12 protein-coding genes are annotated in these 14,538 nt (G+C 72.3%); all 12 read right to left on the bottom strand.

Going from position 1 to position 14,538, the window contains the following annotated elements; translation table 11 throughout:
- Window positions 1–34: 34 nt before the first annotated feature.
- The 12 genes from FVE25_RS54930 to FVE25_RS02610 all read right to left on the bottom strand — a co-directional run bounded on the left by FVE25_RS54930 (window position 35) and on the right by FVE25_RS02610 (window position 14,484).
- The gene (locus FVE25_RS54930; protein WP_157244747.1) at window positions 35–841 is read right to left on the bottom strand and encodes a helix-turn-helix domain-containing protein; all 807 of its coding nucleotides are present in this window, start codon (window positions 839–841) and stop codon (window positions 35–37) included.
- 41 nt (window positions 842–882) lie between these two features.
- Window positions 883–4,920: an endo-alpha-N-acetylgalactosaminidase family protein gene (locus FVE25_RS02660; RefSeq protein ID WP_157244746.1), complete on the bottom strand. Its 4,038-nt coding sequence runs from the start codon at window positions 4,918–4,920 to the stop codon at window positions 883–885.
- A gap of 176 nt (window positions 4,921–5,096) precedes the next feature.
- The gene (gene trpA / locus FVE25_RS02655; RefSeq protein WP_157244745.1) at window positions 5,097–5,897 is read right to left on the bottom strand and encodes a tryptophan synthase subunit alpha; all 801 of its coding nucleotides are present in this window, start codon (window positions 5,895–5,897) and stop codon (window positions 5,097–5,099) included.
- A gap of 11 nt (window positions 5,898–5,908) precedes the next feature.
- A complete protein-coding gene (gene trpB / locus FVE25_RS02650; protein ID WP_219825332.1) occupies window positions 5,909–7,114 on the bottom strand; it encodes a tryptophan synthase subunit beta in 1,206 nt (401 codons plus the stop codon).
- 38 nt (window positions 7,115–7,152) lie between these two features.
- Complete coding sequence (gene trpC / locus FVE25_RS02645; RefSeq protein ID WP_181019425.1) at window positions 7,153–7,971, bottom strand: indole-3-glycerol phosphate synthase TrpC; 819 nt, start codon at window positions 7,969–7,971, stop codon at window positions 7,153–7,155.
- A 121-nt stretch (window positions 7,972–8,092) separates the two neighbouring features.
- A complete protein-coding gene (locus FVE25_RS02640) occupies window positions 8,093–8,542 on the bottom strand; it encodes a DUF2752 domain-containing protein (RefSeq protein ID WP_157244744.1) in 450 nt (149 codons plus the stop codon).
- A 17-nt stretch (window positions 8,543–8,559) separates the two neighbouring features.
- Window positions 8,560–9,063, bottom strand: a complete 504-nt coding sequence (locus FVE25_RS02635; RefSeq protein ID WP_157244743.1) for a CD225/dispanin family protein — start codon at window positions 9,061–9,063, stop codon at window positions 8,560–8,562.
- A 129-nt stretch (window positions 9,064–9,192) separates the two neighbouring features.
- Entirely contained in the window at window positions 9,193–9,789 is a 597-nt protein-coding gene (locus tag FVE25_RS02630; RefSeq protein ID WP_157244742.1) for a DUF4190 domain-containing protein, read from the bottom strand.
- Between the two features lie 99 nt (window positions 9,790–9,888).
- Window positions 9,889–10,449 (bottom strand): Trp biosynthesis-associated membrane protein, encoded by a 561-nt coding sequence (locus FVE25_RS02625; RefSeq protein WP_157244741.1) that lies wholly within the window; start codon window positions 10,447–10,449, stop codon window positions 9,889–9,891.
- The gene (gene hisI, locus FVE25_RS02620; protein WP_157244740.1) at window positions 10,446–10,784 is read right to left on the bottom strand and encodes a phosphoribosyl-AMP cyclohydrolase; all 339 of its coding nucleotides are present in this window, start codon (window positions 10,782–10,784) and stop codon (window positions 10,446–10,448) included. Before hisI ends, FVE25_RS02625 begins: the two co-directional genes overlap by 4 nt.
- 56 nt (window positions 10,785–10,840) lie before the next feature.
- Window positions 10,841–12,610, bottom strand: coding sequence for an ABC transporter ATP-binding protein (locus tag FVE25_RS02615; RefSeq protein ID WP_157244739.1), 1,770 nt, complete (start codon window positions 12,608–12,610; stop codon window positions 10,841–10,843).
- Entirely contained in the window at window positions 12,610–14,484 is a 1,875-nt protein-coding gene (locus FVE25_RS02610; protein WP_181019475.1) for an ABC transporter ATP-binding protein, read from the bottom strand. The genes FVE25_RS02615 and FVE25_RS02610 overlap by 1 nt, the downstream gene beginning before the upstream one ends.
- Between the last annotated feature and the right edge of the window lie 54 nt (window positions 14,485–14,538).

Below are 14,538 nucleotides of genomic sequence, written 5' to 3'. Positions count from 1 at the left end.
CGGAGGATCACCCCATTCTCACAAGAGTCCTGACTTATCCGAAGCGCTGGGCGCGAAACTCGCTCGGCGGCTGCCCCGTCCGCCGGGCGAACAACCGGGTGAAGTACGCCGGATCGTCATAACCCACCCGGCGGGCGATCGCCGCCACCGGCAGGTCGGTCCCGGCCAGCAGGTCCTTGGCCTGGTTGAGCCGGATCGTCAGCACGTAGTCCTTGGGACTGCACCCGGTCAGCCGGCGTACCCTGCGGCGCAGGTCGGCCAGCGGCAGTCCGAGCCGCCTGGCGTGCTCGGCCACCGAGATCGGCAGGCAGGCGTCCCTGGCGAGCGCCTCCAGCACGCCGCCCGGATCCTCGTCCACGCGGGCGTGCCGCAGCGCCACCAGCACCTCGTGCACGATCGCCGAGGTCTCCACCTCCACGTACGGGCTGCCGCCCCGGCACACCTGGGCGATGCGGCCGATGGCGCGGGCGGCGGGCTCGGCGGTGGCCAGCGGTGTCACCGGGCGGCCGTCGCCGAGGAAGCCCAGTTCGGTGTAGGCGGTCACGGCCGGGCCGGTGAAGTCGACGAACCATTCGGTCCAGCCCGGCTCGTGCGGCGCGTAGTGGTGCTGGACGCCGGGGCGCAGCCACAGCACGGCCGGGGCGTCCACCTCGACGGGCGCGCCGCCCGCCTCGGCGAACCAGCCGGCGCCTTCGGTGACCACGACCGCGACGTGGTTCTGCATGGTGCGCGGGCCCACGGTCGGCAGGCGGCCGTCCTGGTGGCCCACGCCCAGGCAGACCAGGCCGAGGCCGCGGTGGGCGGGGCCGGGCGTGAGGTAGTGCATCCACTGCCGGAACATGCCTCACGCCCTCCCTCCACGCCGGAGGGGATCCTAGCGCCTCACCCGCACGTGAACCGAGCGCCTGCCCAGTCGCCGTGGTCGTTGCCGTTGCCGTCGCCGCCGTCGCCGATGACGAGGTCGGCGTAGCGGGCGCCGGTCAGGTCGGCGGTGATCGCGTGGGCGGCGTCGGCGGCCCGCAGCACCGGGCTCTGCGACTTGACCACCCCGTCGGCCAGCACGGTGAACTGCACCGACCCGCGCGTCGGCTGCGCGTCGTCCACGCCGGTCGAGGCGGTGAAGGCGGTGCAGCGTCCGCCGAGGTAGTAGCGGATCCGGCTGGGGGCGTGCGCGCCCAGCCCCTTGGGGAAGACCACGCCGCCGATCGTGAGCGGGCTGCCGTCCCCCTCGCCCTGCGGGCCGTTGGACTGGTCCCGCTCGACGGGCCCCCAGCCGTTGTCGGCGCTGACCCAGTCGTGGTCGCTGGCCCACACCTGGCCGGACGGCGGCGGGGGCAGCGTCCTGACGCTCACGGCCGCCGCGACCCGCTTGCCGCCGTAGACCGCCTCGGCCGTGAGGTCGTAGGCGCGGTAGGGGGCGTCGGCGGGCGGGGTCACCTTCCACGTGGTGGTGAGCGCCGCGCCGGGCTGCACGGTGCCGCTCCCCTGCCCGCTGACCTGCCAGCCCTCGGGTACGGCCGGCGTCACGCTCACCTCGGCCGGGCCGTCCTCGAGGTTGGTGAAGACGGTCGTGACGTCGTTGGCCACGCCCGGCTCCAGCACCGCGCCGGGCCGGATCTCCAGCGAGGCGCAGGCCGGCGGATCGGCGGCCGGGCCGAGGTCCTTGACGGAGAAGTCGTCGAGGATGAAGTCGGCGCCCGCCTGCTCCGGCTTGAGCGAGCGCAGCCCCACCCACACGTCGCCGCACCCGCCCACGACCCGTTCGGTGAACCGGGCGGTGGTGCGCTGCTCGGCGATCGGGGTGCGCCGGGTCTCGACGCTCGTACCGCCCTTGTCGTAGCCGGTCACCCAGGCATAGGTGCCGTCCTGGGCGTTCTGGTAGCTGTAGGAGACCTCGTAGGCGCGGCCGTGCTCGAAGCGGGCGGTCTGCGGGAGCGTCCGGTAGACCACGCCCTGCCGTTCCTCGTGGGCCTTGAGCGACTCCTCGCCGGACAGCACGTCGTCGACGGTCTTGCCGTTCCAGCCGGCCTGGGTGTAGGGGGCGTGCTTCTGCGCGATGTGGGTGCGCGGGTCGGTGCGCCCGCCCGCGTCGCCCTTCACGAACGGGCCCCAGCCCTGGTCGACGTTCTCGAAGTCCTCGCTCGGGCCGGGCTTGGCGGTGGCCACCAGGCGCACGTCGTCCACCCGCACCGCGCCGTCGCCCGCGCCCGCCGTGACCGTGATCCGGTCGCTGCTCCGGCGGGCGGCGAAGACGGCCTTCACCCGCTGGAAGTAGGTCCCGTGTTTCTCGTCGGCGGCCACGTGGTTCCTGGCCGTGGACCTGTCCAGGCGGACGCTCTGGCCGCCGATCTCCAGCGTGGTCTGGCGGGACTTGCCGGGTTCGACCTCGATCCAGGCCGAGGCGCTGTAGGTCCGGCCCGGGGTGAGCCCCTTGACGTTCTGCGCGATGGCGGCGGGCTGCCCGGCCGCCAGCAGCGCCACCCGCTGCCCGTTGGCGTTCGTCTCGGCCGAGACCTGGCCGGTGCGCTCCCAGGCGCCGTCGCCGTTGAAGCCGGGGTCACGCAGTCCGCTGCCCTCGCCCCAGCCGGGGTCGCCGTTCTTGCCCGGGTTCTTGGCGTACAGCACGTACGGCACGCCGGGCTCGGCGGTGATCGTGATCTTCCCGCCCTGCGGGACCAGGGTGCCCGCCTCGACCCGGCCCTGGGTGGTCAGCTTGTAGAGCTTCAGCGGCCGATCGGCCTCCCACGTGGTCTGCCCGCCCCCGGGGTTGAAATGGTACAACCTCCCCTCCCACGGCAGCAGGTAGGTCGACCCGTCGAGCACCTTCCGCCCACCGGCGAACAGCTCCCGCCTGCCGTTCTTCACGGTGCCCCGCACGCCGCCCTCGAACACGATCTCGTCGGCGTTCCAGTCGGTGATGGCGTAGTGCTGCAGGAACTTGGCGGGCAGGTTGTGCTCCCAGATGTTGCGGTAGAAGGTGTTCCAGTTCACCTCGCCGGTCCAGCCCTCGAACTCCTCGATCCTGGTGTTGCCGAGGATCGGGTGAGCGTTCCAGACGTCCTTCTCCTGGTTGCGGATAAACCGGATGATCTGCGAGTTGAGTCCCTTATTGGTGGCGCCGCCGTAACTCATGTCGGTCGCCCAGTGCGACCACAGGGAGGCGCGTTCCAGTTTGTCCGACCACTCGGTGGTCACCTGCCAGCCCTGCCTGCGCAGCTCGGCCAGCGTGCGGTCGGCCGTCCAGCCGTGGCTGTAGTACACGTCGATGTAGAGCAGGGCGAGGTTGCGGTCGGTCTCGGCGCGCAACCGGGCGAAGCGCTTGGCCAGGTTTCCGGTGGTCAGGTCGGTGCGCTGGTCGATGTAGTACGACTGGTCGAGCCAGTTCCAGCCCTTGGCGTTCTTGTCCGCCAGCGTCTCGCTGAACGTCTTGGCCACCGGATACGCCTCGGTGGCGTTGACGTGCACGCCGAAGGCGGCGTTCCACTGCTTGCCGGACTTCAGGAGCGTGTTGAGGTCCTTGAGGCCGCCGGCGCGCTTGTTGTAGTTGCCGCCGTAGTCCGGGTGGGCCGAGTCGTGCCCCTCCGACTGATACCCCTTAAGCAGCGCGAGCTGGCCCAGCCCGTCGGTGGCCAGCGAGATGCGCTTGACGTCGTCCAGCGTACGCAGGAACGGATGCGTGGCCTGGCTGGCGAAGTTGAACGGGATGTGGATGGCCACCCGGTCCCTGGTCTGCTCGGACCCGGCCGCCTTGACGCCGATGCCGCGGAAGGCGATCGCGCCGTCCTGCCAGTCGACGCCCCCGTCGGCGTTGGCATCCGGCGTCACCACCACCTTCGCCCAGGGCAACTCCTCGGTGAAAGGCGCCCCGGCCGCCCGATACGTCCACTGCCCACTCCACACACCCACCCGCACCACACCGTCCGCACCCTTGCGCGCCTGATGCCAGAAGCGGGCCGCGTCCACGTTGGTCGCGCCCGAGGGGCGGTCGTAGGAGGAGTTCGACTCGATCGCCGCCGCCAGCCGGGCGGTGTTCACGATCCCGTACGTCGCACCGACCGGCTGCGCCTCAGGCTGCGTCTGCGCCGTCACCCCGGCGAACACGTCGGCGGTCCGGGTCGAGTTCGGATCCAGCCGCGTGAACGCCGTCGCCGCCCCCTCCTGATCACTCGCCACCGACACCAGGTCATGCCCCGGCAGGTCGATCGTGCCGACCCGGAACGCCGCGGTGTCGGTGACCTTGTCGATCCGGAACGTGGCGGTCCGGTCCCGCACGCCGATCGACGCCCGCAATTCGACCCCGCTCAGGGCGGCGAAGGTCAGCCGGTAGTGCGCGGTCCGCCCGTCGGTGCCGGTCAGCGTCCCGGTCACGGGGTACGGCGTGCCGTTCAGGACCACGGAGGGGACGGTGGTGCTGCCGCCCAGCCGGGCGCCGGAGGCGCGGTCGGTGTACCCGAGCACCCGGGGGAAGGCCGGATCCAGCGCCACCGCCAGTTGGGCGGAGGAGATGGTCACCGGTTCGGCCACGGGCGGCGCCGGGGTGGCCGGGGCGAAGGTCTGGGCCCGCGCCTCGGGCGTGACCACGGGAGCCTCCGGCCGCACGTCCGGCGGCGCGTCGGAAGGAGGGCCACTCGAGGACGGGCCGCCGGAGGGCGGGGCAGAGGACGGGCCGCCGGAGGGCGGGGCAGAGGACGGGCCGCCGGAGGGCGGGGCAGAGGACGGGCCGCCGGAGGGCGGGGCATTGGAGGACGGCGTGTCGGCGCCGGCCGGCGGCGGACTCTGTTGCGGGCCGGAGGCCGTGATGGCGTCGGCAGGGGCCGTGAGGGCGCCGGTGGAGGGGACCGGGTCGGCCAGGGCGGCGGCGGGCGTGGCGAGGGTGGCCAGCGCGAGAACGCCGGCTAACGCGGCGGAACGTCGACGCATGTGCGTCCTTTCGCGAAAAGGGTTCGTGCCGACACCCTGACGCGATCACCCGGCCGGTTAAATGGACAAACCATGCGCCTTGTTGCACTTTTGCGCCAAAGATCTGGATAAACCACGCACAAATGCGAAGAAGCGCGGCCTCCATCAGGAGAGCCGCGCTTCGCCGTACCAGACCGTCAACCCCGCGAACGAACCCCCGCGGCCATGTCCCGCGCCAGCTCGGCGCAGGCGGCGCGGCCGGCGGCCTCGTCGGGCGCGTCCAGCAGGCGGCGGATGAAGGCCGAGCCCACGATGACGCCGTCGGCGTAGCCGGCCACCTCGGCCGCCTGCGCGCCGGTGCCGACGCCCAGGCCCACGCACACGGGCAGGTCGGTGCAGGCGCGCGTGCGGGCCACCAGATCCTCGGCGGCGACGTTCACCGTCTCGCGGGCGCCGGTCACGCCCATGAGGGAGGCCGCGTACACGAACCCGGTGCAGCACTCGACCACGGCCTTGATGCGCTCCTCGGTGGAGCTGGGCGCGACCAGGAAGACGGTGTCGAGGCCGGCCTCGACCGAGGCGGTGCGCCAGGGGCCGGCCTCCTCGGGCGTCAGGTCGGGCGTGATCGTGCCCACGCCGCCCGCGCCGGCCAGATCGCGGGCGAACCGGTCGGCGCCGTAGCGGTCGATCGGGTTCCAGTAGGTCATGACGAGCGTGGCGGCACCGGTGGCCGCGACGCCCTCGACCGTGCGGAACACGTCGGCGATGCGGGTGCCGTTGGTCAGCGAGCGGTGCACCGCGTCCTGGATGGTCGGCCCGTCCATGAGCGGGTCGGAGTACGGCAGGCCGATCTCGATGACGTCGCAGCCCGCCTCGACGAGGGCCGCGGCGGCGGCGATGGCGCCGTCCTTGGACGGGAACCCCGCGGGCAGGTAACCCACGAGCGCCGCCCGGTTGTCCGCCTTGGCCTTGGCGAACACCGTCTGAAGAGTGGTCATGATGGAGAACCCTAGAGGTTGAAGTACTTCATGGCCGTGCCCATGTCCTTGTCGCCACGCCCGGAGAGGTTGACCAGGATGGTCTTGTCCGGGCCCAGCTCGCGGCCGAGCTTGAGCGCCCCGGCCAGGGCGTGGGAGGACTCGATGGCGGGGATGATGCCCTCGGTGCGGGCCAGCAGCGAGAACGCCGCCATGGCCTCGTCGTCGGTGACGCCGTGGTAGGTGGCGCGGCCGCTGTCCTTCAGCCAGGCGTGCTCGGGGCCGACGCCCGGGTAGTCGAGCCCGGCCGAGATCGAGTGGGACTCGATGGTCTGGCCCTCGTCGTCCTGCAGGACGTAGGTGCGCGAGCCGTGCAGGACGCCGACCGAGCCGGCGGTCAGCGTGAGCGCGTGCTCGCCGCTCGCCAGGCCGTGCCCGCCCGCCTCGTAGCCGTGCAGCGCGACGTCCTTGTCACCGATGAAGGCGTGGAAGATGCCGATGGCGTTGCTGCCGCCGCCGACCGCCGCGCAGACGGCGTCGGGCAGGGCGCCGGTCAGCTCCAGCATCTGGCGGCGGGCCTCGACGCCGATGATGCGGGCGAAGTCGCGCACGATCTCGGGGAACGGGTGCGGGCCCGCGACGGTGCCGAACAGGTAGTGGGTGGTGTCCACGTTGGTCACCCAGTCGCGGAACGCCTCGTTGATGGCGTCCTTGAGGGTCTGGGAGCCGTTGGTCACCGGGATCACGGTGGCGCCGAGCAGCTTCATCCGGGCGACGTTGAGCGCCTGGCGCTCGCAGTCGACCGCGCCCATGTAGATGACGCACTCCAGGCCGAGCAGCGCGGCGGCGGTGGCGGTGGCCACGCCGTGCTGGCCGGCGCCGGTCTCGGCGATCACCCGCCGCTTGCCCAGGCGCTTGGTGAGCAGGGCCTGGCCCAGCACGTTGTTGATCTTGTGGGCGCCGGTGTGGGTGAGGTCCTCGCGCTTGAGGACGACCCGGGCGCCACCGGCCTCCTCGCTGAAGCGGGGCACGTCGGTCAGCGTCGTGGGACGGCCGGCGTAGGTGCGCAGCAGGTGGTCGAACTCGCGCAGGAAGGCCACGTCGGCCTTGGCCTTCTCGTAGACCGCGGCGACCTCGTCGAGCGCCGGGATCAGCGCCTCGGGCACGTACCGGCCGCCGAAGATGCCGAACTTGCCGTGCACGTCGGGGTCGTCGCCGAAGGCGCCGTTGCCCGCCAGGTCGGCGGCGGTGAGGATGGAGCCGTCTTGTGCCACTGCTATCCCTCTGATCCGTGGTCGGGGCGCGTCGCGGGGTGGGCGCCTGCGGTCACCAGCGCCTCCACGGCCTTGCGCGGGTCCTTGCCGGTGACCAGGCTCTCGCCCACGAGCACGGCGTCGGCGCCGGATCGCGCGTAGGCGAGCAGGTCGTGCGGGCCGCGCACGCCCGATTCGGCGATCTTGATGATGTCGTCGGGGATCATCGGCGCGATCTTGCTGAAGACGTCCCTGTCGACTTCCAGGGTCTTCAGGTTGCGGGCGTTGATCCCGATGATCCGGGCGCCCGCCGCGATCGCGCGCTCGGTCTCCTCCTCGGTGTGCACCTCGACCAGCGGCGTGAGCCCGATGGACTCGGCCCGCTCGATCAGCGACACCAGCGCCTCCTGCTCCAGGGAGACGACCATGAGCAGCGCCAGGTCGGCGCCGTAGGCCCTGGCCTCCCACAGCTGGTAGGCGGTGACGATGAAGTCCTTGCGCAGGATCGGGATGTCGACGCGGGCGCGCACCGCGGCCAGGTCGTCCAGGCTGCCGCCGAAGCGGCGCCGCTCGGTCAGCACGCTGATCACGTGCGCGCCGCCCGCCTCGTAGTCGGCGGCCAGCGCGGCCGGGTCGGCGATCGCCGCCAGCGCGCCCTTGGACGGGCTGGAGCGCTTGACCTCGGCGATCACCGAGACCTTGTCGCCGCCCAGCGCCGCGTAGGCGTCCCGGGCGGCCGGAGCCCGACCGGCCCGCTCCTTGAGCTCGTCAAGCGACACGGCCTGCTGGCGTGCGGCCAGATCCGCGCGCACCCCGTCGAGGATGTCGTCGAGCACACTCACGCGCTGGGGTCCCTCCGGTCGGCAGTGTTGGGGGCGGTCGGGAGTTCGCCTCGCGTACGCTCCCGGCCTGCTCTTGCGATGGTATCGGCCCGCCGCCGGTCACCTCACCATCGGGGCCCACCTAGGGGGCTAGAAAAGCTCCGAACGGAAGATTCCGGACGACCCAATAGACGATCACCACGACCAGCAGGCCCCAGATGTAGGCCGGATGGGACAGCGACAGGCGTCTGGGCGTGCCCTTCCAGGCGCGCACCAGCCACCGCGCCCACCAGAACACCAGGAACGGCAGCACGGCCACGGCCAGCGGGTTCATCCCCAGCGCGGTCACCGGGTCGAGGTGGGCCAGCGCGTGGATGGTGCGCAGCGTGCCGCAGCCCGGGCAGTACAGCCCCGTCCCGAACGCCTGGGCGGTCAGCCACAGGAACGGGCAGGTGGGGTAGTGCCCCGGCTCATTGGGGTCCACCGTCCCGACGAAGGCGAACACCGCCGCGGTGCCGGCGGCGACGCCGAGCGGCGGGAGCACGGCTTTCCATCGATCCGTCCCCCGCCGCTCGAGGTTCGCAAGGCTCATGAGGTCAAGTATCGCCTTTAGTAGGACGAGTAGCTCGTGGACACGGCGGCGGCGATGATCACAAAGTAGATCACCATGCCGATGCCCAGCAGGACGTAGTAGATGATGCCGCCGATCAGCGCACGCTTCCACCACGTCTTGGCCTCCTCGGAGGCCTGGATCGCACCCTGGTAGTCGCCCACCTGCCACTTGGAGTTGACCTGCGTCGACTTCACGATCGACACGATGCCCAGCGGGAGGCAGCAGAAGATCGTGGTCAGGATCGCCCACACCAGGTGGTTGTCCGGCGGGTTCTGCGGGGCGCCGTAACCGCCGCCGGGCTGGCCGTAGCCGCCGCCGTAACCACCGCCGCTCGGGGGCTGCTCGCCGTAGCCCCCGCCGCTGGGCGGCTGCTGGCCGTAGCCGCCGCCACTCGGCGGCTGCTGTCCATAGCCGCCGCCGCTCGGCGGCTGCTGGCCGTAACCACCCCCGGGGGGCGGGGCACCGTAGCCGCCGCTGCCGCCCTGGTTTCCATAGCTCATGACTGGAGACTCCTCGTGTGGTGCTTGTGGCGAGTTGCCCGCCGCAGCATAGCGAGGTACCACGCCCTACATGGGGAATTGTCCATCATGCGGATGATTTGTGACCTGACCGCAAGGAGGAGGACACCCTCAGTAAGTCGAGGAGCTCGCGACCCCGAGCATCATCAGGATGAAACCCCCGAACATCAGCCAGGCGATGACCCAGGCCACGATCGTGATGTAGGAGGTGACCAGGCCGGCGACCGCCATGCTCCGGCCCTCGACGCCGCTCCGCTTGATCTGCGCCAGCGCCACGTGCCCGCAGATCGCGCCCGGGATGCTGGTCAGGCCGCACAGGACCAGGCCCACGATGCCCAGGACCAGCGAGGTGATGGCCATGCCGTTCGTCTGCGGCCGGGCGGGCTGGGCGTACGGCGACGGCTGCCCGTAGACCGGCGGGGTGTAGGCGGGGGGCTGCGCGTACGCCTCGGCCGCGCCGTAGCCGCCGGAGGGCTGGCCGTAACCGCCGGAGGGCTGGCCGTATCCGTAGGGCGGCTGCTGCCCATAGGGATCCGGCTGGCCGTAACCCCCGCTGCTCGGCTGCTGCACCCCGTACCCGCCGCTGCTCGGCGGCTGCTGGCCGTACCCGCTGCTGCTCGGCGGCTGCTGGCCGTACCCGGATTGGCCGTATCCGCCCCCGCCGGACGGCTGCTGGCCGTAACCGCCGTCCTGGTTGCCGTATGTCATGCGCCACGCCTTTCCCGTCAGACTGGCCCTCGCACGGAAGCGTAGGCCAGGAACCACGATCAACAGCGAAAACCCCGTGTGCCGAGGGCATTTCCTCACTCAGCCGGTAGGGTCGTCGCCCCGGTCCAGCGCCTCCCACATGGAGCGCTCATCGGCCGGCCCGTCCCCCGCGGGCCGGCGGTCGTAGCGGGCCGACATGCCCGTCCACCGCCCGCCGCGCACCACCGCGAGCACCCCGCCCACCAGGACCACCACCGCCCCGGCCCCGGCCGCCACCGGCCAGAAGGGCGCCACCGTGTACACCGGGGAGGCGACGGCCCGCAACGCCGGCACCGTCCTGGCCCAGGCGGCGATCGACCCGGACGACAGCGCGTCCACGATGAGCCACCCCAGCCCGGCCCCGCACAGGGCCAGCAGCGCGCCCACCACGCGGCGTCCGGCGCCCTTGGTCGCCAGGACGGCCACCACCCCGGCCAGCGAGGCCAGCCCCACGGCCGTCAGCCCGTGGCCGAGGTCGCTGCCCGCCGCCTCGGCCACGGAGCTCCCCGCCGCCGGGTTCCCGGCCGCGGCCGCGCTCACCCACGCGCGTCCCGAGGCCAGCAGCACCAGCAGGCACCCGGCCGCGGTGGCCGCCGCCCAGGCCCACGTCTCCCTGTTCACGGCAGCAGGGCGCCGGCGTCGAAGCAGGTGCGGTCGCCCGTGTGGCAGGCCGCGCCCACCTGGTCCACCTTGAGCAGGAGCGTGTCGCCGTCGCAGTCGAGCGCCACGGCTTTCACGTGCTGGACGTGGCCCGAGGTCTCGCCCTTGACCCAGTACTCCCGGCGGCTGCGCGACCAGTAGGTGGCCCGGCCGGTGGTCAGCGTCCTATGCAGCGCCTCGTCGTCCATCCAGGCGAGCATGAGCACCTCGCCGGAGTCGTGCTGCTGGACGATCGCGGGCACCAGCCCGTCGGGGCCGCGCTTGAGCCGCGCGGCGATGTCGGGATCCAGGGACATGCCGCCATTCAACCAGGCCCGCCGCGTGCCCATTCCGCCAGCACCGGGCAGAACGCTCACGTGCGGGCGGCCGAGACCCAGGAGGCGTGCAGCCCGGCGTACACCCCGTCCTGCGCCACCAGCTCGTGGTGCGGCCCCCGCTGCACGAGCCGCCCGGCGTCGAAGACCAGGACCTCGTCGGCGTTCTCGGCCGTCGAGAGCCGGTGGGCGATCGAGATGGCGGTGCGGCCGCGGGTGACGCCTTCCAGGGCGCGGGCCAGCCGTACCTCGGTGGCGGGGTCGACGGCCGAGGTGGCCTCGTCCAGCAGCAGCAGGTCGGGGTCGGCCAGGTAGGCGCGGGCCAGGGCGACGAGCTGGCGCTCGCCGGCCGACAGGGACTCGCCGCGCTGGCCGACCGGGGTGGCCAGGCCGGCGGGCAGGCCCTCGAGCCAGTCGGCCAGGCCGAGCTCGGTCAGCGCGAGCGTGATCTCCTCGTCGGTGGCCGACGGCCTGCCGTACCGGATGTTGTCGGCGAGGCTGCCGTCGAACAGGAAGCCGTCCTGCGGGACCATGACGATGCGTTCACGCAGCGAGGAGAAGCGCACGTCGCGCAGGTCGTGGCCGTCGACGGTGACGCGGCCGGAGGCGGGGTCCATGAGGCGGGTCAGGAGCTTGGCGAAGGTGGTCTTGCCGGAGCCGGTCTCACCGACGACGGCGATGCGCGAGCGCGGCGGGATCTCCAGGCTCACCTCGCTCAGCACGGGCGCGCCGCCCGGGTAGGAGAAGTGGACGTCGTCGAAGGCGACGGCGATGGGGCCGCGCGGGAGCGTGACGCCGCGCTCGCCGGGGTCGGCGACGTCGGCCGGGGTGTCGAGGACGCCGAGGATGCGGCGCCAGCCCGCGACGGCGTTCTGGGCCTCGTTCAGGATCTCCGTCGCCATCTGCAGCGGGGAGACGAACAGGGTCACCAGGAACAGGAAGGCGACGAGCTTGCCCGCCGTGATGCCGCCGGCCAGGCCGAGCTGGACGCCGAGCAGGACGATGCCGGCGATGGCCAGGGCGGCGACGATCTCGGTCAGGGGGAAGACGAAGCCGACGATGGTCTGGGCCTTGATCTGGGCGCCGCGGTTGGCGTCGACGGCCTTGTCGATGCGCTCGGCGGTGCGGCGCTCGGCGGCGTGGGCGCGGATGACGGCGGCGCCGACGACCGACTCGCTGACCGCGGCCAGCATGTCGCCGGTGCGCTCGCGCACGATGGTGTAGGCGCGCGACAGCAGGCGCTGGAAGCGCGGCAGGGCGATCATGAGCGGGACGAAGCAGGCCCACACCAGGAGCGTCAGCTGCCAGGAGTAGACGACCATGAGGATGGTGGCGACGAACAGCTGGCCGACGGCCACGATGATCATCAGGCCGCCCCACTGCATGAAGGTGCTGATCTGGTCCACGTCGTTGGTGACGCGGGAGACCAGGGCGCCGCGGCGCTCGGTGTTCTGGGTGAGCACCGACAGGTCGTGCACGTGCCGGAAGCCGCGCACGCGCAGCGTGGCCAGGGACGCCTCGGTGGACTTGTAGAGGCGCACGTTCATGAGGTATCCGGCCAGCGCCGTCAGCACGACCGCGGCGGCGCACGCCGACACCGCCCCGATGATGTAGGCCATGTCGGGCCTGCCGCTCTTGAGGCCGGTGTCGATCGTCTGCTGGACGGCGATCGGCACGATGATCTTGCCGATCGTGGCGACCACGGCCAGGGCCATCGTCCCGGCCAGGCCGGTGCGGAACTCGGGGGTCAGCGACAGACCCCGCCTGACCGTGGCCAGCGCCGAGCGCTCCACTCCTTGCAGCGCCATCAGGCGCTCACCCCTTCGGCTTCGTCCTCGGTCAGGTCTTCCGCGTCGGCCGCGATGGCCGCCCGCTCGGCCTCCTCGCGCTCGTAGGCGGTCACCAGGTTGCGGTAGCCCTCGCAGCGGGCCAGCAGTTCCTCGTGGGTGCCCCGGTCCTCGACCCGGCCCCGCTCCAGGAAGACCACCTCGTCGGCCAGGGCGATCGTGGCCATCCGGTAGGCGACGACGATCGTGGTCGACGACTCGGCGGTCCTCATGGTCGCGCCCGCTCGGGCTCCGTTGGCATCGTTCCTCGCTCTCTCCGCCCGAGCTCCTGCGCTCCGGTCGCGCAGGCCGTACAGGATCTTGGCCTCGACCTGCGGGTCCACGCTGGAGGTGGCGTCGTCGAGGATGAGCAGGCGTGGGCGGCGCACGATCGCGCGGGCCAGTGCGATGCGCTGGCGCTGGCCGCCGGACAGCGTGGTGCCGCGCTCGCCGACGCGGGTGGCGAGCCCGTCGGCCAGGCGCGCGACGAAGCCGTCGGCCTGGGCCAGCCGCAGCGCCGCCCACACCTCCTCGTCCGGCACGTCCAGGCCGAGCGTGACGTTGCCGCGCACGGTGTCGTCGAACAGGAACGTCTGCTGCGGCACCAGCGCCGCCGCGCGGGCGACCGCGCCGTAGGCCAGCTCGCGCAGGCCGGTGCCGTCCAGGCGGATCTCGCCCGCGCCCGGGTCGATCAGCCGCACGAGCAGGTGCGTGAGCGTGGACTTGCCCGAGCCCGTGGGTCCCACCAAGGCCACGGTACGGCCGGCCGCCACGTCGAAGCTCACCCCGTGCAGCACCTCGCTGTCGCCGTAGGCGTAGGAGACGTCCTCGACCTCCACCCCGGCGGGCCGGACGCCGTCCGGCTCGGCGGCGCCGTACTCCATGGACCCGGTGGCGTCGAGCACCGACTGCACCCGCGTCCAGCCGACCACGCTGCGCGGCAGTTCCGCCAGCACCCAGCCGAGCGCCCGGATCGGGAAGGCCAGCAGGGTGAACAGATAGGCGACCTGCACCAGCTCGCCGGAGTTGATCGCACCGTTGGTCAGCCGGAGCGCCCCGACGGCCAGCACGATGAGCACGCCGAGCGTGGGCAGGGCCTCCAGCATGGGGTCGAACAGGCCGCGTACCCGGCCGACGGCGATGTTGGCGTCGCGCAGTTCGTGGGCGCGGCGGCGGAAGCGGTCGGTCTCCAGGGCCTCGCGGCCGAGCGTCTTGACCACGAGCGCGCCGTCGAAGCTCTCGTGGGCGATCTCGCTGACCTCGGCGCGCAGTTGCTGGGCCCGGGTGACGAGGGGGCTGAGCCTGCGCTGGTAGACGAGGTTGAGCACGGCGATGGCCGGGAAGATCAGGAAGCCGACCAGGGCGAGGACGGGGTCGGTGAGGAGCATGCCGATCGCCGCGGTGAACAGCATGACGATGACGCCGACGGCCATGGGCAGCGGGGCCAGCGGGGCCCAGGCCGCCTCGGCGTCGGCGCTGGCGTTGGACAGCAGTTGCCCGGTGGGGTGCCGGTGGTGCCAGGCCAGGGGCAGGCGCAGGTACTGCTTGGTGACCTCGCGCCGCGACCTGGCCTGCATGCGGTATTGCACGACGCCGGCGAAGATGCGCCGCCCGGCCACGCCGATGGCCTTGAGCAGCGCGGTGCCCATGATCAGCAGGACCGCGGTCCAGAGCGCGCCGGCGGTGATGTCTCCGGCCTCGAAAGCGGGCAGGACGGCGTTCTCCGTGGCCCAGCCGAGCGCCCACGCCGAGGCCACGGTCATGCCGCCGTACACGCCGCTGGCCAGGACGGCGATCGCGAACACCGCTTTCTCCGTGCGGACGGCCACCCCAAGGACACCCAGTCCTTGACGCATCACGGCCGAGGTGACCTTGCTCGCCACTCGGGGGGATTCCTTCCACCAGGGGAC

This window comes from Nonomuraea typhae (genome assembly GCF_009760925.1).
GTDB classification, from domain to species: Bacteria; Actinomycetota; Actinomycetes; order Streptosporangiales; family Streptosporangiaceae; genus Nonomuraea; species Nonomuraea typhae.
This window is presented reverse-complemented; position numbering and strand designations above follow the sequence as displayed.